Source organism: Beijerinckia mobilis (assembly GCF_000745425.1).
Classification (GTDB): Bacteria; Pseudomonadota; Alphaproteobacteria; order Rhizobiales; family Beijerinckiaceae; genus Beijerinckia; species Beijerinckia mobilis.
On the sequence record NZ_JQJH01000001.1, the window covers coordinates 14396 to 39320 of the forward strand.

22 protein-coding genes, 1 tRNA gene and 1 pseudogene are annotated in these 24925 nt (G+C 56.6%); 12 read left to right on the forward strand and 12 right to left on the reverse strand.

What is annotated here, in order from left to right:
• Nucleotides 1-582: 582 nt before the first annotated feature.
• Nucleotides 583-2778, reverse strand: coding sequence for an O-linked N-acetylglucosamine transferase, SPINDLY family protein (locus DL88_RS00045; RefSeq protein WP_084704684.1), 2196 nt, complete (start codon nucleotides 2776-2778; stop codon nucleotides 583-585).
• A gap of 1197 nt (nucleotides 2779-3975) precedes the next feature.
• Nucleotides 3976-4779, reverse strand: coding sequence for an SDR family NAD(P)-dependent oxidoreductase (locus DL88_RS00050; RefSeq protein WP_034991059.1), 804 nt, complete (start codon nucleotides 4777-4779; stop codon nucleotides 3976-3978).
• Nucleotides 4780-4902: 123 nt separating this feature from the next.
• On the opposite strand from DL88_RS00050, the gene DL88_RS00055 reads away from it, so the two are divergent.
• The 8 genes and pseudogenes from DL88_RS00055 (at nucleotide 4903) to dksA (ending at nucleotide 11791) form a co-directional block, all read left to right on the forward strand.
• Nucleotides 4903-5871 (forward strand): GlxA family transcriptional regulator, encoded by a 969-nt coding sequence (locus DL88_RS00055; RefSeq protein ID WP_034991061.1) that lies wholly within the window; start codon nucleotides 4903-4905, stop codon nucleotides 5869-5871.
• A gap of 6 nt (nucleotides 5872-5877) precedes the next feature.
• The gene (locus DL88_RS20915; RefSeq protein WP_280949190.1) at nucleotides 5878-6000 is read left to right on the forward strand and encodes a hypothetical protein; all 123 of its coding nucleotides are present in this window, start codon (nucleotides 5878-5880) and stop codon (nucleotides 5998-6000) included.
• Nucleotides 6001-6003: 3 nt separating this feature from the next.
• Nucleotides 6004-6471 carry an SDR family NAD(P)-dependent oxidoreductase gene (locus DL88_RS00060; protein WP_245270557.1) on the forward strand — a complete coding sequence of 156 codons (468 nt, stop codon included), beginning with the start codon at nucleotides 6004-6006 and terminating at the stop codon, nucleotides 6469-6471.
• A 129-nt stretch (nucleotides 6472-6600) separates the two neighbouring features.
• A pseudogene (locus tag DL88_RS00065) lies at nucleotides 6601-6759 on the forward strand (carboxymuconolactone decarboxylase family protein); the annotation flags it as partial.
• A 185-nt stretch (nucleotides 6760-6944) separates the two neighbouring features.
• The gene (locus DL88_RS00070) at nucleotides 6945-8336 is read left to right on the forward strand and encodes an NAD-dependent succinate-semialdehyde dehydrogenase (RefSeq protein WP_034990558.1); all 1392 of its coding nucleotides are present in this window, start codon (nucleotides 6945-6947) and stop codon (nucleotides 8334-8336) included.
• A 230-nt stretch (nucleotides 8337-8566) separates the two neighbouring features.
• Complete coding sequence (locus DL88_RS00080; RefSeq protein WP_034990562.1) at nucleotides 8567-9352, forward strand: hypothetical protein; 786 nt, start codon at nucleotides 8567-8569, stop codon at nucleotides 9350-9352.
• A gap of 438 nt (nucleotides 9353-9790) precedes the next feature.
• Complete coding sequence (locus DL88_RS00085; RefSeq protein ID WP_034990564.1) at nucleotides 9791-11005, forward strand: NADP-dependent isocitrate dehydrogenase; 1215 nt, start codon at nucleotides 9791-9793, stop codon at nucleotides 11003-11005.
• Nucleotides 11006-11425: 420 nt separating this feature from the next.
• The gene (gene dksA, locus DL88_RS00090) at nucleotides 11426-11791 is read left to right on the forward strand and encodes an RNA polymerase-binding protein DksA (RefSeq protein WP_051955477.1); all 366 of its coding nucleotides are present in this window, start codon (nucleotides 11426-11428) and stop codon (nucleotides 11789-11791) included.
• Nucleotides 11792-12609: 818 nt separating this feature from the next.
• Here dksA and gpt read toward each other — a convergent pair.
• Both gpt and DL88_RS00100 read right to left on the reverse strand, forming a co-directional pair.
• The gene (gpt, locus tag DL88_RS00095) at nucleotides 12610-13089 is read right to left on the reverse strand and encodes a xanthine phosphoribosyltransferase (RefSeq protein WP_034990566.1); all 480 of its coding nucleotides are present in this window, start codon (nucleotides 13087-13089) and stop codon (nucleotides 12610-12612) included.
• Between the two features lie 10 nt (nucleotides 13090-13099).
• Nucleotides 13100-13840 carry a competence/damage-inducible protein A gene (locus DL88_RS00100; protein ID WP_034990567.1) on the reverse strand — a complete coding sequence of 247 codons (741 nt, stop codon included), beginning with the start codon at nucleotides 13838-13840 and terminating at the stop codon, nucleotides 13100-13102.
• Nucleotides 13841-13990: 150 nt separating this feature from the next.
• Between DL88_RS00100 and DL88_RS00105 the strand changes: the two genes are divergently transcribed.
• From DL88_RS00105 to DL88_RS00115, 3 genes are all read left to right on the forward strand, one after another.
• Complete coding sequence (locus DL88_RS00105) at nucleotides 13991-14560, forward strand: hypothetical protein (RefSeq protein ID WP_051955406.1); 570 nt, start codon at nucleotides 13991-13993, stop codon at nucleotides 14558-14560.
• Between the two features lie 166 nt (nucleotides 14561-14726).
• Complete coding sequence (locus tag DL88_RS00110; RefSeq protein WP_034991072.1) at nucleotides 14727-15071, forward strand: hypothetical protein; 345 nt, start codon at nucleotides 14727-14729, stop codon at nucleotides 15069-15071.
• 98 nt (nucleotides 15072-15169) lie between these two features.
• Nucleotides 15170-15592, forward strand: a complete 423-nt coding sequence (locus tag DL88_RS00115; RefSeq protein ID WP_156970858.1) for a hypothetical protein — start codon at nucleotides 15170-15172, stop codon at nucleotides 15590-15592.
• A 163-nt stretch (nucleotides 15593-15755) separates the two neighbouring features.
• Here the strand turns inward: DL88_RS00115 and DL88_RS00120 are convergent, their stop codons facing one another.
• From DL88_RS00120 to DL88_RS00135, 4 genes are all read right to left on the reverse strand, one after another.
• Nucleotides 15756-16196 (reverse strand): hypothetical protein, encoded by a 441-nt coding sequence (locus DL88_RS00120; protein WP_034990570.1) that lies wholly within the window; start codon nucleotides 16194-16196, stop codon nucleotides 15756-15758.
• Between the two features lie 622 nt (nucleotides 16197-16818).
• A tRNA-Trp gene (locus tag DL88_RS00125) sits at nucleotides 16819-16896 on the reverse strand.
• A 98-nt stretch (nucleotides 16897-16994) separates the two neighbouring features.
• Nucleotides 16995-17672, reverse strand: coding sequence for a phosphoribosyltransferase (locus DL88_RS00130; RefSeq protein WP_034990572.1), 678 nt, complete (start codon nucleotides 17670-17672; stop codon nucleotides 16995-16997).
• A gap of 13 nt (nucleotides 17673-17685) precedes the next feature.
• Complete coding sequence (locus DL88_RS00135) at nucleotides 17686-18360, reverse strand: dienelactone hydrolase family protein (RefSeq protein ID WP_034991073.1); 675 nt, start codon at nucleotides 18358-18360, stop codon at nucleotides 17686-17688.
• A gap of 316 nt (nucleotides 18361-18676) precedes the next feature.
• Between DL88_RS00135 and DL88_RS00140 the strand changes: the two genes are divergently transcribed.
• Nucleotides 18677-18931 (forward strand): hypothetical protein, encoded by a 255-nt coding sequence (locus DL88_RS00140; RefSeq protein ID WP_034991074.1) that lies wholly within the window; start codon nucleotides 18677-18679, stop codon nucleotides 18929-18931.
• Nucleotide 18932: 1 nt separating this feature from the next.
• On the opposite strand, the gene DL88_RS00145 is transcribed toward DL88_RS00140, so the two are convergent.
• Genes DL88_RS00145 through metF form a run of 4 tightly spaced genes read right to left on the reverse strand, consistent with a single transcriptional unit; the run spans nucleotide 18933 to nucleotide 24925 of the window.
• A complete protein-coding gene (locus tag DL88_RS00145) occupies nucleotides 18933-19793 on the reverse strand; it encodes an aldo/keto reductase (RefSeq protein WP_051955407.1) in 861 nt (286 codons plus the stop codon).
• Between the two features lie 16 nt (nucleotides 19794-19809).
• Entirely contained in the window at nucleotides 19810-20235 is a 426-nt protein-coding gene (locus DL88_RS00150) for a secondary thiamine-phosphate synthase enzyme YjbQ (protein WP_034991077.1), read from the reverse strand.
• Nucleotides 20236-20242: 7 nt separating this feature from the next.
• Nucleotides 20243-23980, reverse strand: coding sequence for a methionine synthase (gene metH / locus DL88_RS00155; protein WP_034990573.1), 3738 nt, complete (start codon nucleotides 23978-23980; stop codon nucleotides 20243-20245).
• A complete protein-coding gene (metF, locus tag DL88_RS00160; RefSeq protein ID WP_084704686.1) occupies nucleotides 23981-24925 on the reverse strand; it encodes a methylenetetrahydrofolate reductase [NAD(P)H] in 945 nt (314 codons plus the stop codon).

The following is a 24925-nucleotide window of genomic DNA, read 5'->3' on the forward strand; positions in this document are numbered from 1 at the left end:
CAGGTTGGTAATTCACCGCGAAAAGTTTGTTGGAGGGCGAAAATTCGGGTGAAACGGTGAATACTTCTGATCAGCGCTCCGAATGACGCCTCAAAGGACTTAAGTTGTGCGACCCTTCGCCCATGACGTCGCAAAAGACAGCCATGCGTATTGATTGATATTCGTCACCCATCAACATGAAACGCCCATGTTCTTGAGCGATTCAATATTATAGCGTTAGTTTCTATACTTATGAGAATAGGTTAGATTGCCCCGAAAGGCGATTACCTATCCAGCCTAGAGGGACCGCACACTCAAGCCTACAAGACTCACCCCCTCCAAGGACGAATTTCACAACGCCCAAGGGTGATGACAAGCCATTGATTTTCGAAGATGTTATAGATGTGTGTAAACAGACTTACCCACGCGTGATTTTGAAACGCAACATACATCCGGCGCTGTAAGCTATATTCTTTTGTACCATTTACATGGAACAGTCAATGGCCTTGCCCGCCTCGCGACAAATTTTGTACTCATTTTCGACGTATTATAAATACATTCTTGCCGTATTTATTTTGCGATCAATTTGCTATAAATTCGGGCTCAACCCTCATTTATAGCACGCATATCGCACCATTCTTTCCATAGCCGTGTTAAGGCCGCATCGAGATTATGGCCGAAGAGAACCGGATTATTTAACGGAGAAGCAGCGACTTTATCGCGCAAGCTTGCTCGCAAAGCAGCGAGTTCCTTTGGCCGTTGAGCCCAGTCCACCGCGAGATCAATGTAGGCTTCCACGGAATTGGTACAGAAATCCGCAAGGCCCGCCGCCGTGAGATGCGATGCGGAATGTCGTCCAGCAAAAGTGTCGCCGGCAAATGTGATTGTCGGAACGCCCATCCACATCGCTTCGAGTGTTGTAACCCCTCCTGAATAGGGGAACGGGTCAAGCGCCAGATCAACTCTTTCGGCATAGGCTTCAAGCAGTTTCAACTGGTTGGTTTCACCAATGAGTTCCACCCGATCGCGAGAGAGCCCGCCACTTTCCAGAATGTTATAGATGGCTTCCTGTGTGCTTGCCTCGCCTAAACCGCCATAGACCATGAGAATACGTGCATTCGGCACGCGTTCCAGGATCCTGGACCAGGCTTTCCCGACTTCAGAATTGAGCTTTGCCGGGCGATTGAAACAACTGAATGTAAAGATGCCGGTCTTATCGTAAGGAAGCGGCCCCACATCGACGTCTTGGGTTGGGGGGTGATAGCAGACGTAACAGTCTGGCAGACGAATGACCGGCTCGAGATAATGATCATCATGGCTCGGCGGAATTTCGACCGGATCCGCAATGATCCCGTCGAAAGTGTCCAATCCAACCGTGCCAACATAACCGGCCCATGTTAGCTGGATTGGAGCCGCGCGCAGCGCGAACAGGGACAGACGGTTTCCGCTCGTGTGGCCGGCAAGATCGAACAATATGTCAATCTCCTGTTCGGCAAGGAGCTCCACAAGCTCAGTATCCCTCAGGTCGGATATATCGCGCCAGGATTTCGCGGATGCTTTGTAACGATCGCTAAAATCGTCGTCGCGGCGCTTTGGATCGGTCTTATAGCAAAAAATCTCATAACCCTGCGCCGCGAGTTGCTCAAAGGCCCGCAACGTCAAAAAGGCGACGGCATGACGGTGCATATCAGCCGATACCAAGCCAATTCGCGGTTTCCTCTGTGGGTCAGGATGATTTGTAAATGACATCCGGTCTTTTGGTGGGTGAGGCTGGGCAAGCTTTCCCCATTTCTTATGCGCTTGCAGCAACTCGGCCCTTGTCACTCCGGGCTTGTGTTGCAAAGTGAAGAGAGGCGCCCCGGCGACTTCAATATTATCAGGCGCCAGTGCGCTTGCCCGCTGATAACAGCTCATCGCATCCTGGATACGGCCTTGTCCAAGAAAGCCTAAAGCACGCGCAAGATATGGCGCCCATTGTAGCGGGTCTAATTCTATTGCGCGGTCGACGAAGCTCAAACCAAGCTCATGCATACGGTGGCTAATGAGAAAATGACCATAGGCATATTGCGCCAGAGCCATCTTGGGAGCGATTTTGGCTGCCACCTCGAGAAGCCGACTGGCTTGGGGCAGATTCGACTTCTCATTATTTCGTGTGCCAAGAGTAACGAGAATATCGAAATTTTTCTTGTCAAGGAGTGCCGCAACACGCAAGTCTTGAAATGACTTCTCGTCATCTCCATTCATTGCGTGGGCCAAGCCGCGCAGGCGATAGGCATCCGCATAATTTACATCGATCTGGATTGCACAATCGCAGGCATTGATTGCCTCTTTACGTCGATTTTCTGTTAATAAAGCCAGTCCAAGATTGAATTGCGCCTGCGGCAAATGAGGCATCAATTCCAGGCCGCGCTGTAAATAGGAAATAGCTTCCCGGTTGTGCCCGGTGCGCGCAAAACAGGCCCCCATCTCAGCGAGCGCCGACCCATGACCCGGTACGATCGCAAGTTCACGTTCAAATGCCTTTATGGCATCACCAAAGCGACCAAAATGACATAATGCGACTCCATGCGCATAATGGAAATTGGGTTCATTTGGCGCCCGGCGTGCGGCTTCTTCAAATTCGTGGAGCGATTGTCTCCATCGATTTTCACGGGCATACTCAACACCCTTCGCATGGTGCTTGTAACCGCGCCGTATTTGGATGGGGGACACGGCCGCCTTTTGAAAGATCCGAGCGGGATTTGCATTATTGAGGCGAAATGATGCTGCCGGCAAATTCGCACATGGTTTTTCAGTCATCTCGCGATCTCAGAGAAAGGGGAAAGATCACACCGCTTAGGCTTTTTAGACTTGAACCCAAAAGAAAAGAGTAGAATAAAAACCTACGCTTCTAAAACATCCCAGAAGACGCCGATTGTCTCGGGACCAAAACTCACAGCATAACAATCTGAAGAACACAGCTGAGGTTCACTTTCAACGTCCCCCTCTCGCATACCGTCTGACAGATTCGCTCACGCACATCTCCGCAATGTCTTGGACGTAAACGAAAGTCCAAAACCCTCAGAGCTATCCCTCATCTCCATGAACGAAGACGCAACGCGGACGCAATCTCCCTGAGCACACCCGCGGAAGCCAAACCTACGAAGAAACACGACAATCATGAAGGAACGATCGCCGCCACGAGAGCACCCCAATACTTCACATTTTCAATGAAAGGCCATCGCGATTCATCGAAAGCATCAGACCTGCACGCAAATCTTACATCCCAGACAAAACGATTTGGTTTTCAGATCAATAAAGCACCGGAATTGATTTAATTCGGAGATTAGACGCCTCAAGCTTTCCAGCCTGACGATTAATACAATCAGATTACTGTAAAACCACAGGTTTTACAGAGAGCGGACAAGCATGCGCCTGGGGAGGAGAGGGAATATGACTCAGAAGGACTCATAAGTGGTACGAGATTATCAAGCCTTTTCAGTGACGAGCGACAAAAAGCGCCCTAACCATTAACTGGAATTAATATAGGTTTGTCTCCCCCGAGTCTATATAAAAATATATATATCATGAGTATCAGACCAAAATGGTCCACACTGGCCGGATTTGGGCTTAATCCGCTTATTCTTGCAGATACATGAAACCGCCTGGTGATATCGAGCAAGTACAGAAAGCACTATGGGTCACACCCTACATCGTGATCCAGACACACAGGTAAAAGCCGCCGTGAAATGGGATCCACTGCCTGTCAGAGACGTGTGGGCCCTGTAAGAGGCAACTGCTCGTCTTGCCGTGGTTTTCCCATGCGATTTGTTGAAGGCGAATTTACTCATCCGAACAATTACAACGCAGCAACGAGCATGTCATACCAAGTCTCTATGAGTCATGCTCATTGAGACCTGGTATCAGACCTCCGAACATCGGCAGCAGCGTAAACAGGTCCCCTGCTCATGCTCCAAGTCCTGCCTTGGCGAGCGGCAGACTGCGAATCCGATACGTTCAGGCTACCTTGGCGCCGCGATACCGATCGGCCGGGACGGCACTGGAAAGATGCGGTAGCATGGTCTGGCGCGCCGCCTCGAATGTGTCCCATTCCGCACCGTTCAGCAGAGAGGGAATGGTGACGAATTCGCCCCGATCGAGGCCAAGAAGAGCCGAGTCGACGAGATCGGCGGCTGACATGACCCATTCGCTCGGCAGATTGCTTGCGGGCATGCCGACGACGTCCCAGAACTCAGTCCCGGTGGCGCCAGGCAGAACGACCTGCACGGTGACGCCCATGCCGGCGAGTTCCTTGCGCAGCGACTGGCTGAAAGCGAGGATGAAGGATTTGGTCCCGCCATAAACACCGTTCAGGATTTCCGGACCGATGGCGACGATGGAAGAAATGTTGATGATCGTGCCGCTGCCACGGGCGATAAATCGGGGGACCGCGGCATAGGTGAGCCGCATGGGCGCGGTGACGTTGATCGCCACCATTTTCTCCATCTCATCGACCGGGGATGCAGCGAGAGGCGACGCACTGCCGAACCCCGCATTATTGACGAGATGGCTGATGGTCTCATCCGATTTCAGGATGGCTTCGACTTCGGCCAGGCCGGAGTTTCTGGCAAGATCGGCGACGACGACGCGGACTTTAACGCCATGGAGGTCTATAAGCTTCGCAGCGACGGTATCGAGACGCTCCTTGGTCCGTGCCACGAGAATGAGGTCATGGCCGCGGCTGGCGAAGCGATCGGCATAGACGGCACCGATACCGGACGAAGCGCCGGTAACGAGAACGGTTCCTTTGGCGGCAGTCATTGTCATGTCCTGTTTGAAGCGTGATGGGGACGCTGGTCCCGACACGCAGAAAGCTAGCCCTCGACCACCATGTCTGAAATGACATATAAACGGCAAAAAATGACAGGCTTCGAGGCTCCAGACATGCGTCACATCAGCTTTATTCTGGAAGACGAATTCCAGGTGATGGGCCTTGCCGCCCTCACCGCCTTCGAACTGGTCAATTTCGATCTCGGCCATGAGGCCTATCGATTGAGCGTCATGTCCGAACGCGGAGGCACGATCTGCTCGTCGCTCGGTATCCGGATCGAGACGCAGCCACTTGGCGATTTCCCGGATACGCTGATCGTGGTCGGAGAACTGATCCCGCGCCCGCCGAAGCCGGATTTGCGCGACTATATCGCCCGGGCAGGCCGGGAATCCCGGCGTGTCGCCGGAGTCTGCACCGGCGCTTTCGCGGTCGCCGAGGCGGGGTTGCTCGACGGGCGCGTCGCGACCACCCATTGGGCACATGCCCATCTATTGCAGAAGCGATTTCCGCTGATCAAGGTGGACGCGGACCGGATCTTTACGCGCGACGGCAACATCTGGACATCGGCCGGAATGAGTGCGGCGATCGATCTGACACTGGCCCTGATCGAGGAGGATCACGGCACCGCCTTGTCGCGCGCGGTTGCCCGTAATCTGGTCGTCTATCACCGCCGTCCGGGTGGCCAGTCGCAATTTTCCGCCCTGCTCGAACTGGAGCCGCGCTCGGATCGTGTCCGCCGCGCTCTCCTTTATGCCAAGGAGCATCTGCGCAATCCGCTGACCGTGGAGGAATTGGCGGAGGCGGCGAGCCTCAGCCCGCGCCAGTTCAGCCGCGTCTTTGCCGAAGAAACGGGACAATCTCCCGCCAAGGCAGTCGAGCGTCTCCGGTTGGAGGCGGCAAAGGCGATGCTGGAAGATGGGCGGCATGCCCTGGATGTCATCGCCCGCGACACAGGCTTTGCCGACCGCGACCGCATGCGCCGTGCTTTTCTTCGCTTTTATGGCCAACCGCCACAAAGTCTGCGCCGCAATCTGCGCGCGGTCCAGGAGGAGGACGAATCCGGAGACGCCGTGGTTGAATGAGAAAGCATGCATTTTCTTCTGATGTCAGCCGCACCTTCCATCGAGGAAGTTGCAGTCTCCGCCGTGAAAATCGCCCCTACCCTGCTTGCACTGGCTTGCGTCCTGAATCGCTGGCTTAATGTCATTTGAGCCATGACCTTTCAGCGTCAATGTCGGGCCGCTGAAAACCGGCCTCGCATCATGGCGGCGGCCACCAACCAGGGATTGACGCCCCATGCAGATGAACAGCAAGCCGTTGTCATCTACAGTACCTCGGTTCTCGCCTATGTGCCGCTGGCGACGGCGGCGGTCTATTCAGCGAGCAAAGCGGCATTGCACTCCTATGCACTGTCGCAACATTTCATGCTGCGCGATACCAATGTGCGCGTGCAGGAGATCGCGCCTCCCTGGGTCGATACCGACCTCGTCAAGAAGAGCTGTGATCCACGCGCCATACCGCTCGACCTCTTCATCACCGAGACCATGAAGGGCCTTGCGACCGAAGCGGAAGAAGTGATCGTCGAGACCATCCGCCCCCTGCGCGACAATCCCGGCAATGGCGAGCACAAATTCGTCAACGACTTCAACGCCAGCCTCATGGCCAATCCGATTCCGGCATGAACGGCGGACGCATACCTGGTCTCAATGCCATCCGTAAATTCAAAGCCAAACAAACAAGAAGATGTCTGTTTGCGGTATCGAACGGGAAAGCAGACCCTGCTTTTGAGAAAGAATTTTCTGCATTCATACGGCTGTATCAGTGTGCACAGCGAACAGGCACGAAAACTCGACGCGTCCCGCGAGGAGGTCGCGGAAGCGCTCGGCCTGGCTATAGCACTGAATGCGGGAGCCGCTCTCGTTTATTCCACACGCACTCTGGACGCCTTTACCGCCGCTAGCGACATCTGATCAGACCCGAAGCGCAAATCACGATCGGCTCGACCGGTCCTTGCATCCAGCCCTTTCAAAAACCGTATCCTTTTGAGGATACAGGCTTCTTTTTTCCGCACCTTGCCGTTGAGAACGGACTTGATTGCCTACAGAACTTTGGACGGCTTCCACGGCGCGCCGCTCTTTCGAGATGGAGAATGACAATGGCCTATCAGACCATTAATCCTTATACGGGCGAAACCGTCGCCACCTTTCCCGACGCTACGGACGCGGATGTTCTGATCGCGCTCGACAAGGCCCAGGCAGCCTTCCTGCATTGGAAGAAAAAAGGTTTCGCCGAACGCGGCCGTATCCTGCAGAAGGCGGCTGACCTGTTGCGCGCCAATGCCGATGGCTATGCCAGGCTGCTCACGCTCGAAATGGGCAAGCTCTTCGCGGAGGCACGGGCGGAAGTCGAACTCTCGGCGAAAATCTTCGAATATTACGTGCGCAATGCGGAAACGCTGTTACAGCCGGAGGCGTTGCCTGTCCTTGATCCCGCCGAAGGTGACGCCGTTGTCGTTCATGAGCCCCTCGGCATTATCCTCGCGATCGAGCCCTGGAACTTCCCTTATTATCAGATCGCCCGCATCCTCGCGCCGCAGCTCTCCGCCGGCAATGTTCTGGTTCTCAAACATGCCTCGAACGTTCCGCAGAGCGCCGCCATCTTCGAGACCTTGATGACGGAAGCGGGATTGCCGGAAGGAGCCTTCAAGAACCTCTACGCGACGCGGTCCCAGATCGAGATGATCATTAATGATCCGCGCGTTCACGGCGTGGCTTTGACGGGATCAGAAGGCGCCGGCGCCCTTATTGCCGCGCAGGCCGGCAAGGCGCTCAAGAAATCCACCATGGAGCTCGGAGGTGCCGATGCCTTCATCGTTCTGGAAGATGCCGATCTGGAGAAAACCGCCAAATGGGCAGTGGTGGGTCGGCACTGGAACGGCGGGCAGGTCTGCGTTTCCTCCAAGCGCATGATCATCGTCGATCCCATCTATGATGCATTTCTCACACGCTATCGAGCCGGTGTCGCAAGCCTCGTGGCGGGCGACCCGTTTGATCCCAAAACCACACTGGCGCCATTGTCATCCAAAGGCGCGGCCGACGAGGTGAAAGACAAGATCCGCGAGGCGGTCAAGCTCGGAGCCAAGGCGGAAGAGGTCGGGCCGCCCGTCCCCAACCAAGGTGCTTTCGTGCAACCGACGATCCTGACCGACATCGGCGAAGACAATCCGGCCCGTTATTGGGAATTCTTCGGTCCTGTCTCGATGCTGTTTCGCGCGGCGAATGAAGATGATGCCGTACGCATCGCGAATGATTCGCCTTTCGGCCTCGGCGGCTCGGTCTTCACCGCCAATCCGGCTCACGGCGCCGAAGTCGCCAAACGTATTTCGACGGGCATGGTCTTCGTGAACCATCCGACCAAGGTGGAAGCCGACCTTCCTTTTGGTGGTATCCGCCGCTCGGGCTATGGGCGTGAACTGATCGGTCTCGGCCTCAAGGAATTCGTCAATCACAAGCTCATCGATATCGTCGATATTGATGCACGCTTCTGATTGGCTCTTCGCTCAGAAGAAAGGCATCGCGCATCTCAGAAGTCCGGCAACGGCGCAAAATTGATGGATGGAAACCTTTGGCCATTGTGGCGGCATGGTCAAAGGCCCCAGCGTGAACCGCCGGTTGCGCGGATCCTCCCGCTGCACCGAACGATGGATATCCTTCACCGCGACAAATCGTGGGCAAAAAGCCATGCTATAATGGCAAAATCCCCTGAAGGATGGGCCATATGAACATAGCCTCAAAGTCCCTCGTCATGAGACGGCGCAAGTTTTCCCAAAGACTGCCCGACGCATCCGGATTCGACGACAATGCAGGCGGCATGGCGGCCTCTACCTCTTCGCTCATGCGCAAATCATTGTTCGCATTTGCTGTTTTGATCGCTCTTTGCGGATTGTGGATTTTGGTTCCCGGCCTGCTGACGGCACAAACCATCGGTCTCCCGCTCTCACAGCCGGAGGCGGAAGCCGCGCAAGCCTATGCCTCCCGCAACCGGCTCGCAGCGATTTTAGGAATGATCCGTGGCGATCTCTGGTCGCAGGCGAGTTTTGCGACAGCCAACGCGGTTTGGTTCGCGACGCCGTCGAAGACAGATGCCGACCAAACAGAAAAGCTGCAAACCGCGCGCGACCTGGCAACTCATGCCTTGAGACTGGCGCCGATCAATGGCGCGCAATGGCTGCTCCTGGCCCTCATTCGTGACCACAGTCTCGATCACAACGCGGCTTCCGCACTTCAAATGTCTTATTATACGGCTCCGGTGGATTTTCGGATCATTCCCCTGCGTCTCGCCGCCGCCTTCAAGGCCAGCACGCTGGACGATACGGATTTGCAATTGTTCATCCAGTCCGATCTGCGCCATCTTCTGACCCAGGAGCCGCAATTCACGCCCTATATTCAGACGCTTTATGGGGCCGCACCTCCGGAAAGGAAGACCCGGCTCTTCGCAATGATCAAAACTGTCGATCCGGCTTTTGCCGCCTCCTTGCAAGAGACCCAACCGAAACCCGAATAGGGCCGAGATCGAGTCTTCCCCAATTCAGCCCCTCGACCGATCTCGACGATCTGCCCGCTGCAAGGAGGGCCCCGCCGCGCGGATGCGCCCTCGGCGCAATTGGATGAACGCCCTGTCGAAATTGTCCATCATCCCGGTTTGATGGCTGCATAGCCCCTGTCTATTAGGCGATTGCCCTCCCGCTTCCGCCTTGCTAACGACACGCCGATGCATTCCGCCTTAAGGCCTGATGCATAGGCGTGAGCCAAAGTCGTTCTGATGTCCCCATCCGAAATATCGTCTTTGCGTATGCTCGGCGTATGCTCATCCTGGAGCGGAATGAAACCAGGTTGAATCGCTTCGCGATCTCTAAAGCGCTGTCTCGTCAGCTCCGCGCAACGAGACCGATTCAGTCACACCGTAGCATTGCCGCAAACGTCCATCCGCAAAGGGGTTTCCATGGAAAAGATCAAGGTCGCCAATCCGGTCGTTGAGCTCGATGGCGATGAGATGACGCGGATCATCTGGCATTATATTCGCGACAAGCTGATTCATCCTTATCTCGACATCAATCTCGAATATTATGATCTCTCCGTCGAGAATCGCGACAAGACCAAAGATCAGGTCACGATCGATTCCGCCCATGCCATCCAGAAACATGGCGTCGGTGTGAAATGCGCGACGATCACGCCTGATGAAGCCCGTGTGAAGGAATTCAATCTCCACGAAATGTGGAAATCGCCGAACGGCACGATCCGCAACATTCTCGGCGGCGTGATCTTCCGCGAGCCGATCATCTGCAAGAACGTGCCGCGCCTCGTCCCCGGCTGGACACAGCCGATCATCGTCGGCCGCCATGCCTTTGGTGATCAGTATAAGGCGACCGATTTCAGGGTTCCCGGCAAGGGTCGGCTGACCATCAAATTCGAGGGTGATGACGGTCAGGTCATCGAGAAGGAGGTCTTCCAGTACCCAGGCTCCGGCGTCGCGCTCGCCATGTACAATCTCGACGATTCGATCCGGGATTTTGCCCGCGCCTCCCTGAATTACGGTCTCCTCCGGAAATATCCGGTCTATCTTTCAACGAAGAATACGATTCTGAAAGCCTATGACGGCCGTTTCAAGGATCTGTTCCAAGAGGTCTACGAAAGCGAGTTCAAGGATAAATTCACGGCGGCGAAGATTATCTACGAGCATCGCCTGATCGACGACATGGTTGCCTCCTCGCTCAAATGGTCTGGCGGCTATGTCTGGGCTTGCAAAAACTATGATGGCGACGTCCAGTCGGATTCCGTTGCGCAGGGCTTCGGTTCCTTGGGCCTCATGACCTCAGTTCTCATGACTCCCGATGGCAAGACCGTCGAGGCCGAGGCGGCGCACGGCACCGTTACCCGCCATTACCGCGAATATCAGAAGGGCAACGAAACCTCGACCAATTCGATCGCCTCGATCTTCGCCTGGACGCGCGGCCTGGCCCATCGCGCCAAGCTCGACGATAATGAAAAACTGACGAAATTCGCTTCAACCCTCGAAAAGGTCTGCGTCGATACGGTCGAGGCCGGCTATATGACCAAGGATCTGGCCCTGCTCGTCGGTTCGCAGCAGAGCTGGCTCTCCACCACCGGCTTCCTCGACAAGATCGACGAAAATCTGAAAAAGGCGATGGGGGAGTGATTTCCACTTCCACCCCTGCACGACTGCGACAGGTTTAAACTTCGAACGTGATCCCGGCATTGCTCAATGTCCGGGATCATTTCTTATCCGTTGAACGCCATTTTGCTGCGTCAAAAAGTCCAAAATTGCGCGGTTGGCTGATGAAATGAACGGATATTGTCCAGAAAAACAACTGGATTCAGACATTTGATGGGATTCGTGGCTCGTTTGACCGTGTGTATTTCACCCACTTCCCGGTCACAAAAAAACCCGTTCAGACAGGTTTGCGGGAAGGTGCTGTGGGAAATGGCACCGTATTCGCACGCGATGATTGTCTCTTTCCGCACGAACCGTTATAAGGGCGCGTTTCTGGTTGAGGGAGACCGTTCTGTGCCTGCCGACCCGATCGACGGTTACACGCCGTCCGATGAAGAACCATTCATGAATGATCGCCAGCGAGAATATTTTCGGCGCAAGCTCCTTGTTTGGAAAGAGGAAATCCTCAAGGAAAGCCGTGAAACGCTGGTCGTTCTCCAAAACGAGAATGAGAACCATCCCGATCTCGCGGACCGCGCTTCTTCCGAGACGGACCGCGCGATTGAATTAAGGGCGCGCGATCGCCAGCGTAAGCTGATTTCAAAGATCGACTCCGCGCTATTGCGCATTGAAGACGGTACTTATGGCTATTGTGAAGAAACCGGCGAACCAATTGCGGTAAGAAGACTGGATGCGCGGCCGATTGCAACACTCTCGGTCGAAGCCCAGGAACGCCACGAAAAACGCGAACGCGTCTACAGAGATAATTAATCACACTTTTCAGGCGTCGGATAGGGCCTTTTGCCCATCCGTCGCTGTAAATTCTTGAAAAATTCCTTCATTTCCCAAGTCAACCCTTGACCGGGGCAATCATTCCCCAAGGCAAGTTCTGAATTCAATTTCTGAATTCAAGGCACCACAGGAAAGCAACGGGCCAGAGCCCCAGATCCCTTGCAGAACTTGGTGCGGACGGCGGGACTCGAACCCGCACTCTTTTTCAAGAAGCAGATTTTCGTACCACTTCGGCTTTCGCCGCCGCTCCGGCCATCGATAGGCCGGCGTTCGTGGTCTGGACTATCCCTTCGCCCTAGCCATCCGCGGCCTTAGGCGCCCCCCGTCTAGTCTCTACACCTTCCCCGAGGACAGACTAACTCTCGTCAGGGCTTGGCTCGGGATTGGCCTGGGCCTCGTGCAAGCGATCTCGCCTCGGCCGTTAGCTTTCCCCGAATTTGGGCGGTTCTACTCCGCGGATTTCCCCGCGGGCACTCCAATGAAGTCTGCTGCGTCTACCGGTTTCGCCACGTCCGCATCATCGTTCCCGTTGAGCCGAGTCGATGAATCTTCTTCCGGTGCCGTTCTGATTAAAACAAAACGCCCGCGCGTCAAACGCCATTTCCGCAATTAGAGTATTTTCGGCTCGGATTGAATCGCTACGTGATTTAAAATGGCTGAAAATGCTCTAATTTTTCCAAGTGGAGCATGTTCGGAAACATCCGAACATGCTCTAGCCGCAAAAGCGTGAATTCTTGCGAGCCAATCTTGCCGAGCGCCTACTCCCTCTGTCGGCCATCGGGACAGGCCGAAACGGCTCACCCCTTTACGAGAGGGGCCTGAAAACCGAGGCCGAGATCCCAGGGGAAATCGACCCAGATCGCCTGTTCGAATTCGGTCACGAAAGTATCGACGAATGGCCTGCCGAGCGGCTTTGCGTAAAGAGTCGCAACATGGGCTTTTGGCAGAAACTGTCTGATCACCCGCAGCGTGGTTCCCGTATCGACGAGATCGTCGATGATGAGCATCCCTTCGCCTCGCGTTTGACCGATCTCTGACGAGACTTCCTTAACGATATTGACTTCTCCAGGGCTGTTGCCGGTGTCATAGCTCGTCACGCAGAATGTGTCGATGCGGCGCAGATCAAGTTCACGCGCCACAATGGCCGCCGGTACAAGGCCGCCACGGGTCACCGCGATCAATCCTTGAAACGGACCCTGACGCATCAAAAGCCGCGACAGGCTGCGCGCGTCACGGTGGAATTGTTCCCAGGAGATTTGAAAGTGCTGATGCTCCATGACGCCGCGATCAACCAGCCGAAAGACGGGTGATCAGATCACGCACTTCGGCAACGACACGTGCGCGCACTTCGGCATCCTTGCCGCGCACGACGATCTGATTGTGAAATTTCCCATCGACGACATGCGGATAGGAACCGATCGACACTTGCGGGTAGTCCGACGCAAGCCGTGCGAGATCGGCGGCATAGGTTCCTTCCGCAACATTACCGGCCAGGATCGTCTCGGCAACGGTGGGTACACCCGCGACGAGCTTCGAGACGATCGACTTCAGCATCGCCTGCATGATCGATGGCACGCCGGCCATGACGATGACATTCTCGATCCAGAAACCGGGCGCCTTGGAAATGGGATTGTCGACCAGTTCCGCGCCACGCGGTATGCGCGCCATGCGCCGGCGCGCCTCGTTGAGATTTTCCGGTTTGATGATTTCCAGGAGCAATGCGATCGCGCGCGGATCCTCGATGATTTCCACGCCAAGCGCCCGCGCCACCGAATCGGCGGTGATATCATCATGCGTCGGTCCGATGCCGCCCGTCGTGAACAGATAATCGTAACGGATACGCAAGGCGTTGACCGCCGCGATGATTTCGGCCTCTTGATCAGGCACGACGCGCACTTCGGCGAGATCAATACCGATCCCGGTCAGGAATTCAGCCGTGAAGCCGATATTCTGATCCTTCGTGCGCCCGGACAGGATTTCATCGCCGATGACGAGCAAAGCGGCGGTAACGGATTTCTGCTGTGTCATGATTCCTCGCGGATTCGACTTTTAGCATGAATCCGCAAGAAATCGGCAATGGATTGCCATATTCCGGCGAGAGGTTTGCTTGCCAACGGGCAATCTTTCCTGAAAGCCCACCTCCGGCGCCAGAACAGCCGCGAAAGGATCCTTTAGTCCATGCCGAACGATAAGGCGCATGATCCGGCGAACGAGGCCAAGGCCCGCGCGGCGCTTACCGCCAATCCTTTTCCGCCATCGCCCTGGATTTCCGTCGGCGACGAGGGAATCATCATCGCCACCGGCTATAGCGAGGCGCTGAACCGGCTTCTGCGCTGGGTGCCCAAAGCAAGGTGGCGGCCGGACAGGCGCTGCTGGCTCGTGCCTTTCAGCGGCGCGGAAGCCGTGCGCGCGGTTCTGCCGGAAATCATCCGCCTCGCCGATGCGACCCAGGAACTCGCCGATGCCGAAGCGCGCCACAAAGCAGGCGAGCGCAAGCCCGCCGCTTATCTCGCCGAGGCCGCCGAACGCCTCTATGGTGCGGATTGGCCCCATCAGCTCACACAGGAAACCGGCCTCTCACCCGAGCGCCTAGCCGCCTGGCAGACGGGCGAGCAACAACCCGTAGTGAACGATCCTCTGTTCTCCGAGCTGATACGCCGCATGCGCAAACGCGCAACCGAACTCATCAATGGCGCGGACCAGCTCGAAGAATGGCTGGCGACGCGGAAACGCGATGAAGCCATATGATCACACCGCGCATGATGACCGCGCGCGTCAATGGACCTATAATTTTGCGCGCACCATCAAACCGGAATAACGTACCCATCATAAAGCATTTTTGGAGTGGAGCGTTGCTGGATATATCCGCAACACTCAGGGCATGATTGTGGACCGAGCCTGCGTGAACCAAGGCATGACGAAGAAAGATTACATTCCCGAACTCAGCGAAATCCGCATGGTCCAGCGTGCGCCGGAGGGCCCCCTGCCCTTCAGCGCCTCCGATAAGGCCTATATTCTCGCCTGCCTTGCAGACGTCCAACAATCCTTCGGCCTCGACGGCTTTCCGGGAATCCAACCAGAACAGATCACCGCCAAGGCGCTGATCCGGCAATTGATCGAATGGTGGCGGACGCTCGAGCCGGAGACGGAAGCACAGGCCGATGCCTATGGCCGTATGCCTGGAGCGATCCGGCTCATTGATACAGTTGCAACCTGGGTGGAAGAACGCGAAGCGGCGCGCGCCGGGCGCAACGGGTGATGCCGTGCAGACGTTGTCTGGCGTAGGTAGGTTGCAGGGCCACGCCTGACAATAAAACCAGATCGACAACGAAGCCATCCTGTAGGCAGGGTAGCAAGATGGCACTTTCACAATCTGACATGAATGCCTTGCGGGAAGCTCTCCACAAGGCATTTTCCGATGTGGATTGTCTTCGCCTGCCTGAACCGACCCAGGAAGAACTGGAAGGATTTGTCGGTTTACCCGCGAGTTGCCGGAACAATGCCGCGAGATGGTGCGCAGCCCATCCGGGAGACGGAGAGATCGAAGGCTGGGCGAAGGACTCGTGTCAAGCAGCGAAACACGTCATCGTCAAAAGAAAAGACAAAAGATATCTCGATGTTACACCGGGCATATCGAGGCCCAACGGAACGCTCCTATTTGTTCCTCATCACGAAATAAGCACTCGACCGTTCGAAACCTATCCTGAAACGATCAATGTCACGGAACATGGTCTTGATGGCATTTGGCCGGTTATTGACGGAAAGCCGGAATTCTTCTGATCAAGTTGATCACCCCTCCAACGCGAAAGGCGCCGAGTTACCCCGACGCCTTTCGAATTTGTTTTGTTGCGGCGCAAAATCTTGCATCATTGTAGACGATCGCCTCGTCTATTCCGACGAGATCACTCAATGACCGAAGTTTCTCACGCCTCTCACGACATGCTTACGCCGCGATGCGCCACTCATTGCCATCGAGCATGATCTTGCCCGCCTGCCGCAAACGCTGAAGCGCGACGCTCACCGTCTGCTTACCGATCTCGCGACCTTCACGAACCCGTGATTCGATTTCGGCGCGGGGAAGCGGACCTTCCGTCGAAAGAAGATTGAGAATGACAGTCGGCGTGGACTCGCCACCATCGACCGGGCGGCCACGATGTTCGACGATGCTGACGACTTTGGCCGGCTTGCGGCCTCGCTTGACGACGGGCGCGACGACAGGCTTAGCAGCAGGCTTGGCGGCGGCCTTGGCCTTCTGCGCTTTCCCGATCTTCGCCGGTACAGCCTCGTCTTCCAGCTCGGAAAGAACGGCTTCGATCTTCTTGAGCTTTTCGACTCGGGCTTCCATCACCGCGATCTCATCGCGGATTGTATTCAATGTTGACATTTGGAGAGATGACCCTCGGCCAAAAGAGCGCCGAGCAAAGCTCCAGGCGCATTCTGTAATTCGGACACATTCCGTTTACCATATATAGGATGCGTACCGTTCAACACTGCAAAACATGAAACCACATTTTGCAGTTATCCACACCTTTATCACAAACCAGATCAAATTCAATAGTGATACGGCCAACAATCCGAACAAAGGCCGCGCTCAGACGGTCGGCTTCATGAACGATACTTCATAAATAACGCTCGATGAATAACGCTCCATGTTGCCGCCGTTCATCAGGATGTCCTGAACCCTCTATTGGCGTCGTTACCACGGGCAACCATTGGCAGCAAAGACGGCGGCAATCAAAAGCCAACGCAATCGAAAGCGCATTCGCGCCCGTACATGCACCGTCATGCAGCGAACAAGGCGACAGATGAAAAAGCATCACCGATTCGCATCAAAACGGAGCGACGTTGAGGGGATTGGAAATGCCTTTATCTTCGCGATTTGATTTTTCGCGGTGCGGCCCGGAATCGATCGAACGAAAAACCGGACCAATCCCAGAGGGATTGGTGTCGCTTGAAGGCGCCGACATTTTGTGAGGAAAAGCAATATCTAGTACTGCCGAATGCTTTGGCAGGAGAGGAGGGACTCGAACCCCCAACCCCCGGTTTTGGAGACCGGTGCTCTAACCAAATTGAGCTACACTCCTAAAGCCGGATCGTTTTAGCTTCATCCCACGATCAAGGCAAGGCATTCCAACGTGTGATTTGTGCCTGCGCAACCGGCCTCGCTAAAAAAGAGGCCATTTCACGAACCCGCATCCGCTGGAAACAGCCGCGCCTCGTGCAAAAGAGCCACGACTTCTTCATCCGTCGTCTGTCCGAAAATTTCATAAAACTGACCGACAGCGTAAAATGGCTCAGGCGCCTCAAGGCAGATGATCTCATCCACTTCTTCGCGGAGAGAAGCGAGCACCGATGGCGGTGCAACGGGAACGGCGAGTATGATCTGCGCGGCACCGGCCTGTTTGACCGCCTTGATGGCCACCTTCACTGTGCCCCCCGTCGCAATCCCGTCATCGACAATGATGACGCTGCGCCCCTTCAGCGGCATTGGAGGCCTGCCGTCGAGATAATAGGCGCGACGGCGTTCGATTTCCTCAAGCTGGCGTTGTTTTTCTCTTTCGATATAGGCTGGCGAGAGATCGGCGATCGCCATGGCATCTTCATTGAGGACGATTTGCGGATTACTGCCGTCGACGACGGCACCGATGCCATATTCAGGATTTCCCGGCGCCCCGATTTTGCGAACAAGCAGGATATCGAGGGGCGCATGAAGCGCCTTGGCAATCTCGAAGGCGACGGGGACACCGCCGCGCGGCAGAGCCAAGACTAGCGGCTCCCGTAATGGAATCTGTTCAAGCCGCACGGCAAGCTTCCGGCCCGCATCAAGCCGATCGACAAAAAGTGCCTCGCTTCCCCACATTGCCCGCTCCTCCTCACCACCTTTGCTCGCGACTTCGCCGGGCGGGGTCGAGATAGGTCAGGAACCAATCCGTCGCATGGCGGACCACCACATCCAATGTTCCCGGTTCCTCGAAGAGATGACTGGCCCCTTCGACAATGACCAGCTGCTTGACGGTCTTCAAACCGGCCAACGCCTGCTCATTCATCGCGATGACCGGTCCATCAAGGCTGCCCACCAGCAGAAGCGTCGGCGCGCGAACATCGGCAAGATCCCCGAGCGCGAGATCGGGACGCCCGCCGCGCGAGACGATGGCGGCGACGGCGGAAGAGGGCGATGCCGCCGCCTTAAGTGCCGCCGCGGCCCCGGTGCTGGCGCCAAAATAACCAGGCAGGAGCGCCGCGGTCCGTGGGTTTTCGGCAATCCATTGTGTGGCGCGCGTCAAACGCGCGGCAAGCAGAGCGATATCGAAAACATTGCGCCGATCCTGTTCCTCGGCAGGAGTCAGGAGGTCGAGCAGGAAGGTCGCAAGCCCGGCTCTTCTGAGCGCCGCAGCCACATAATTATTGCGCGGGCTCATCCGGCCACTGCCGCTTCCGTGGGCGAAGATCACAATGGCTTCAGCCCCTTCCGGAACGCCCAGGAGACCGCGCAAATGTTCCGGCTCGATCACGACTTCGGTGACTTTATCCTCAAGCACATGTGGCATGACTGATCTCAAAAGTTGAACCGCAATCGTGACAACGATTGGCGCGGCAACTGGCCTGTCAGCGATCATTCCTGCAGCAAAATCATCAGACTCCCGTACAGTTCCGTGGTTCTGCGCAGATCTTCCAGTCAACATCCTCCAGGCGCAGGAAAAGCTGCGCATGATCATTGCATGGATGGGCATCATGAGCCTGGGATGGTGTTGCCCCCGACGGCTCGCCTTCTTCGTCATGCGGATTCAGGAAAAGCTGACGAAGATCAATGCCTTTACCGGAGCGTCCGCCTTTGCGCTGTCGCTTTCATTGGGGGAGACGAAAATGCTGCCAACCATTATCATGGTCGATAATGTGCCGCGCTGCGTGGTGCGTCCGACCGACAAGAAAGATCTCGATCGTTTCATTCGCAATGCGAAAAAATATCTGATCGGGGAAAATGAAGACGCCAAAGTCACCCACCGTCCCGCCGATGAGGCGGAATCGGCGCAATGGTATGAAGGTGCGGCGTTGAACAAAGCCTGGGGCGGTCAGGAAGACAATTATTTCGGCCTGCCGATCTTCCTTCCCAAATCCTGAATCACAGCATTGGCAGAAGATCCGGGCAGGAACCTCGCGGAAATGCCCGATCGATCACCGCCCATTCGGCATCGGTCAATAAAAGCGCCGCCGCGCCGGCATTTTCCTCGACATGCGCGATCGTCGAGGCTTTGGGGATCGTGAAGACATTTTGACGGTGCGTCAGAAAGCTTAGCGCGATCTGGTGTACCGTCGCGCCATGCGCCTGCGCAATCTCAGCAAGCGCACGCCCGCTTGCCTTGCGCGAATCCGGAAATTCTCCGTGACCGAAAGGCGAATAGGCGACAACGGCTATGCCTTCCCGTTCACAAAACGGAACCAACCGATGTTCGATCGCGCGTTCTCCGAGATGGTAGAGAACCTGATTGCAGGCGATTTTCCCGGGCCCCGCGATCCGCAAAGCCTCTTCAAGGTCACTCACATCGAAATTGCTGACACCCCAGGACAGGATCTTGCCCTGCCTATGCAGGGTTTCGAAAGCCGCAATGGTTTCAGTAAGCGGCTCACCGCCGCGCCAATGGAGGAGATAACAATCGAGGTGATCGGTGCGCAGCCTGCCGAGCGATCGATCGCAAGCGGCGATCGTGCCTCGACGCGAGGCATGGCTAGGCAAGACCTTGGAAACAAGAAAGACCTCATCCCGCCGCCCGGCAATGGCTTCGCCGACAAGCGGCTCCGCTTCGCCATACATTTCGGCGGTATCGATATGGGTCAGACCAAGATCGATCCCCTTGCGCAACGCCGCAATCGCCGCACTGTCATTACGGCCATCGATCTCCCAGGTCCCTTGACCGATGACTGGCACCTGAAAGCGCGTTTGACCGAAAGCGCCAAGGGGCAGGCGAGAGACGGAGAGTGCCATGCTATTCGCGTTCACTCTACTCACGTTCACCGAGGAGATGCAGCACGATCTCACGGCGATGCGGCCCGGAACGATGTTCGAAGAGATAAAGCCCCTGCCAGACGCCAAGCGCGAGCTGACCACCCACCACCGGAATGGAGAGTTGAGTCATGGTTAGCGCCGTGCGGATATGCGCCGGCATATCGTCTGGCCCTTCTGTGCGATGACTGTAATCCGTATCGCCTTCGGGAACGAGCTTTTCGAAAAAGGCAAGAATATCGCGGCATACATCGGGATCGGCATTTTCCTGGATCAGGAGAGAAGCCGATGTATGCCGACAGAAGATCGTCAAAAGGCCGGTAACGAAACGCTGGTCATGCACAAAGGCACGGGTGGCATCGGTAAAGGCGACGAGACTTTTTCCCTGGGTCGCGATCTCGAGTCTATGCGTCGCCTGCCGCAGCATGTTTCTACTCCGCCGCTTCCGCGACCGCCGCAGGATTATAGTTCAGGACCGGCGCCAGCCAGCGCTCGACCTCGCTGACGCTCATGCCCTTGCGCGCCGCATAATCCTCGACCTGATCGCGTTCGATCTTTGCTACACCGAAATAATAGGCTTCCGGTTGCGCGATATAAAGCCCCGAGACGGATGATCCGGGCCACATGGCGAAACTTTCCGTGAGGCCGACGCCGATCCGCCGTTCCGCCTCCAACAAGCGGAACAATGTCGCCTTTTCCGTATGATCGGGCTGCGCCGGATAGCCGGGAGCAGGCCGGATGCCGCGATAGTCTTCAGTGATCCGCTGCTCATTGGTAAGTGATTCGAAGGGCGCATAGGCCCAGAATTCGCGCCGCACACGCTCATGCATACGCTCGGCAAAAGCCTCGGCGATGCGGTCGGCGAGCGCTTTCACCATGATGGAACCGTAATCATCATTCGCCTTGGCAAAACGATCAGCGATCTTTTCCTCGCGCGCACCCGCCGTTACCACAAAGCCGCCGATATAATCGGCTTTGCCGGAATCGCGCGGCGCAATGAAATCGGCCAACGCCAGATTGGGCTTGCCATTCTGCTTGGACAATTGCTGGCGCAGGGTGAATAATGTCGCGAGCTCCTCGGAGCGCGATTCCCCGGTATAAAGCTTGATGTCATCGCCAACCGCATTGGCCGGCCAGAAGCCGATCACCGCCTTGGGATCGAACCAATGGTCCTCGACGATACGCTTTAGCATGGCCTGCGCATCCTCGAATAATTGACGCGCACTCGCGCCCTGCTCCGCATCCTCTAACAGCGCAGGATAACGGCCGCGCAATTCCCAGGTCTGGAAAAACGGTGTCCAGTCGATATAGGGAACAAGTTCTCCCACGTCATAGCTGCCGAAAACCCGCGCGCCGGTGAAAGTCGGCCGCGGCGGCACATAGCCCGCCCAATCCGCCTGGAAGGCGTTCTGCCGCGCGCGTTCAAGCGGCACACGTTGCTTGTCAGCCTCCGCGCGTCGATGTGTCTCCGCAACCTTCTGATATTCATCACGGATCTTGTCGATATAGGCCACGCGCATTTGATCCGAGAGGAGCGATTGCACGGTTCCAACCGCCCGGCTCGCGTCCGTGACGTAAACCGCCTGTCCACGCTGATAATTCGGATGGATCTTGACCGCCGTATGCACGCGGCTCGTCGTCGCGCCGCCGATCAGCAAGGGAACATCGAAACCCTCACGTTCAAGCTCGGCGGCGACGAAACACATTTCATCGAGCGAAGGCGTGATCAGCCCGGAAAGGCCGATGCAATCGACCTGTTCCGCGCGCGCGTTCTCAAGGATTTTCGCCGCCGGCACCATGACGCCGAGATCGATGATTTCATAATTGTTGCAGGCGAGCACGACACCGACGATATTCTTGCCGATGTCATGGACATCGCCCTTGACCGTGGCCATGAGGATCTTGCCGGCGCTCGACCGTCCGGCACCGCCTGCGGCCTTTTCGGCCTCCATGAACGGCATGAGATAAGCGACAGCCGCTTTCATGACGCGGGCGGATTTGACCACCTGCGGCAGAAACATCTTGCCGGAACCGAACAGATCGCCGACGACATTCATGCCGGCCATCAAGGGGCCTTCGATCACGTCGAGCGTGCGCGTGCAGGCAAGCCGTGCTTCCTCGACATCCTGGTCGATATATTCAGTGATGCCATTGACGAGCGCATGTTCAAGCCGCTTCTCGACCGGCGCCTCGCGCCAGGCGAGGTTCTTTTCCTGTTTCTCTCCCCCCTGACCCTTGAAGGATTCGGCAAGCGCGAGCAGCCTTTCCGTCGCATCGGGGCGCCGGTTGAGAACGACATCCTCGCAGGCCTCGCGCAATTGCGGGTCGAGTTCCTCATAGACGGCGAGCTGGCCCGCATTGACAATCCCCATATCCATGCCGGCAGCTATGGCATGATACAGAAACACCGAATGCATGGCCTCGCGCACCGGCTCGTTGCCGCGAAACGAGAAGGACAGGTTGGAAACACCGCCGGAAATATGCACGAGCGGGAAAGTCGTGCGGATCTCGCGCGTCGCCTCGATGAAATCAACGCCGTAATTATTATGGTCCTCGATACCCGTCGCCACCGCGAAAATATTGGGATCGAAGATGATGTCCTCAGGCGGAAAACCGCATTGCTCGACGAGGATCCTGTAGGCACGCGAGCAGATCTCGACCTTGCGCGCGCGCGTATCCGCCTGCCCCTGCTCATCGAAGGCCATGACGACGACCGCCGCGCCGTAACGGCGCACGAGCTTCGCCGCGCGGATGAAATTTTCCTCGCCCTCCTTGAGGGAAATCGAATTGACGATCCCCTTGCCCTGAAGACATTTGAGACCAGCCTCGATCACCACGAATTTCGAGGAATCGACCATGACCGGCACACGCGAAATATCAGGCTCCGCGGCGACGAGATTGAGAAAATCCCGCATGACGGTTTCGGAATCGAGCAGGCCCTCGTCCATGTTCACGTCAATGACCTGCGCGCCCATCACCACCTGATCACGCGCGACATCAAGCGCCTCGGACGTGTTTCCTTCCTTGATCAGCCGGCGAAATTTGGCCGAACCCGTCACATTGGTACGCTCGCCGACATTGACGAAACGAATGTCACTCGTGAGCGTGAAGGGTTCGAGCCCGGATAGCCGAAGCCGAGGCTCAACCTCGGGGATTTTACGCGGCGCAATGCCGGCAATGCGTTTGGCAATGGCATGGATATGCTCGGGCGTCGTGCCGCAGCAACCGCCGACGATATTGACGAGACCCGCTTCAGCGAATTCGCCGACGAGCGCGGCCATATAGTCCGGGCTTTCGTCGTAAAGGCCGAATTCATTGGGCAGGCCGGCATTGGGATAGGCGCAGATCAATGTATCCGCGACGCGTGATAATTCGGCAATATGGGCGCGCATCTCACGCGCGCCGAGCGCGCAATTGAGACCGATCGTCAACGGTCGCGCATGGCGTAGCGAATACCAGAAGGCAGTCGGTGTCTGACCCGAGAGCGTGCGGCCGGAAAGATCGGTGATCGTGCCGGAAATCATCACCGGAAGACAGACGCCCATACGTTCATAGACGTCATCGATGGCGGCGAGCGCGGCCTTGGCATTCAATGTGTCGAAAATCGTCTCGACGATCAAAATATCGGCACCGCCTTCGATCAGAGCTTCGGCGGCTTCGGCATAGGCCACGCGCAGGTCATCGAAAGTCACGGCGCGGAAACCCGGATTGTTGACATCCGGCGAGATCGAGGCGGTGCGATTGGTCGGACCCAGAGCACCGGCGACGAAACGGCGGCGGCCATCCCTCGCCTCGCTCTCATCAGCCGCGCGGCGCGCGAGCTGTGCCGATTCACGGTTCAATTCGAAAACCAAATCCTCCATGCCGTAATCGGCCTGGGAAATACGCGTCGAATTAAACGTATTCGTCCCGACAATATCCGCGCCCGCGTCGAAATAGGCGCGATGGATGGCGAGGATCGCTTCGGGTTGCGTCAGAGTCAGAAGATCATTGTTGCCGCGCAGATCGGACGGCCAGTCGGCAAAACGCTCGCCGCGAAAATCGGCCTCGGTGAATTTGCGGCGCTGGATCATCGTGCCCATGGCGCCATCAAGCACAAGAATGCGTTTTGCTGCTTCTTCCCGCAAGGCGCGCGCCGTTTCGGGACCCTTCACACCAGACTGGCTCATTCAGGCAGCTTCTTTCTCGATTTTCGGCCGCAGCCCCAGAAGGTGGCAGATCGCATAGACAAGGTCGGCCCGGTTCATCGTATAAAAATGGAAATCACGGACGCCGCGATCAACGAGGTCAAGCACCTGTTCGGCGGCCACCGTCGCCGCAATCAGGCGGCGTGTCTGCGGATCATCATCAAGCCCCTCGAAACGCTCGGCAAGCCAGGGCGGGATGCTAGCGCCAGTTTTCTGTGCGAAGCTGGCGGTCTGTTTGAAATTCTGTACCGGCACGATGCCGGGCACGATCGGGATCGTGATACCGCGTGCGCGCACTTTGTCGAGATAACGCAAATAAAGGTCATTCTCGAAGAAAAACTGGGTGATCGCGCGTGTCGCTCCGGCATCGATCTTCGCTTGCAAAACGTCAAGGTCGGCCTCGAGCGAGGCGCTTTCGGGATGCTTTTCGGGATAGGCGGAAACGGAAATCTCGAAATCGGCGATCTTTCGCAGGCCGGCCACGAGATCGGTCGAATGCGCATAGCCTTGCGGATGCGGCTGGAACCGCGCTCCGATCCCATCCAGCGGATCACCCCGCAAGGCGACGATATGACGAACTCCGGCATCCCAATAGGCTTGCGCGACACCATCAACCTCACCACGGCTGGCTGCGACGCAGGTGAGATGGGCGGCGGGCTTGATATTGGTTTCCCTGACGATCCGCGCGACGGTCGCATGGGTCCGTTCGCGCGTCGAACCTCCAGCCCCGTAAGTCACCGAGACGAAATGCGGGTTCAAAGGCGCAAGACGATTGACCGACTCCCAAAGGGTTGTCTCCATCGCCTCGGTTTTCGGTGGAAAGAACTCGAAGGACACATTGATGTCCCCGCAGGGGGAGCGGCTCGCGCGGATGCCCCCCTCGCTTCTGCCAGCCTCGTTCATTTCCAGCAGCCTCTTTTCGCTCAT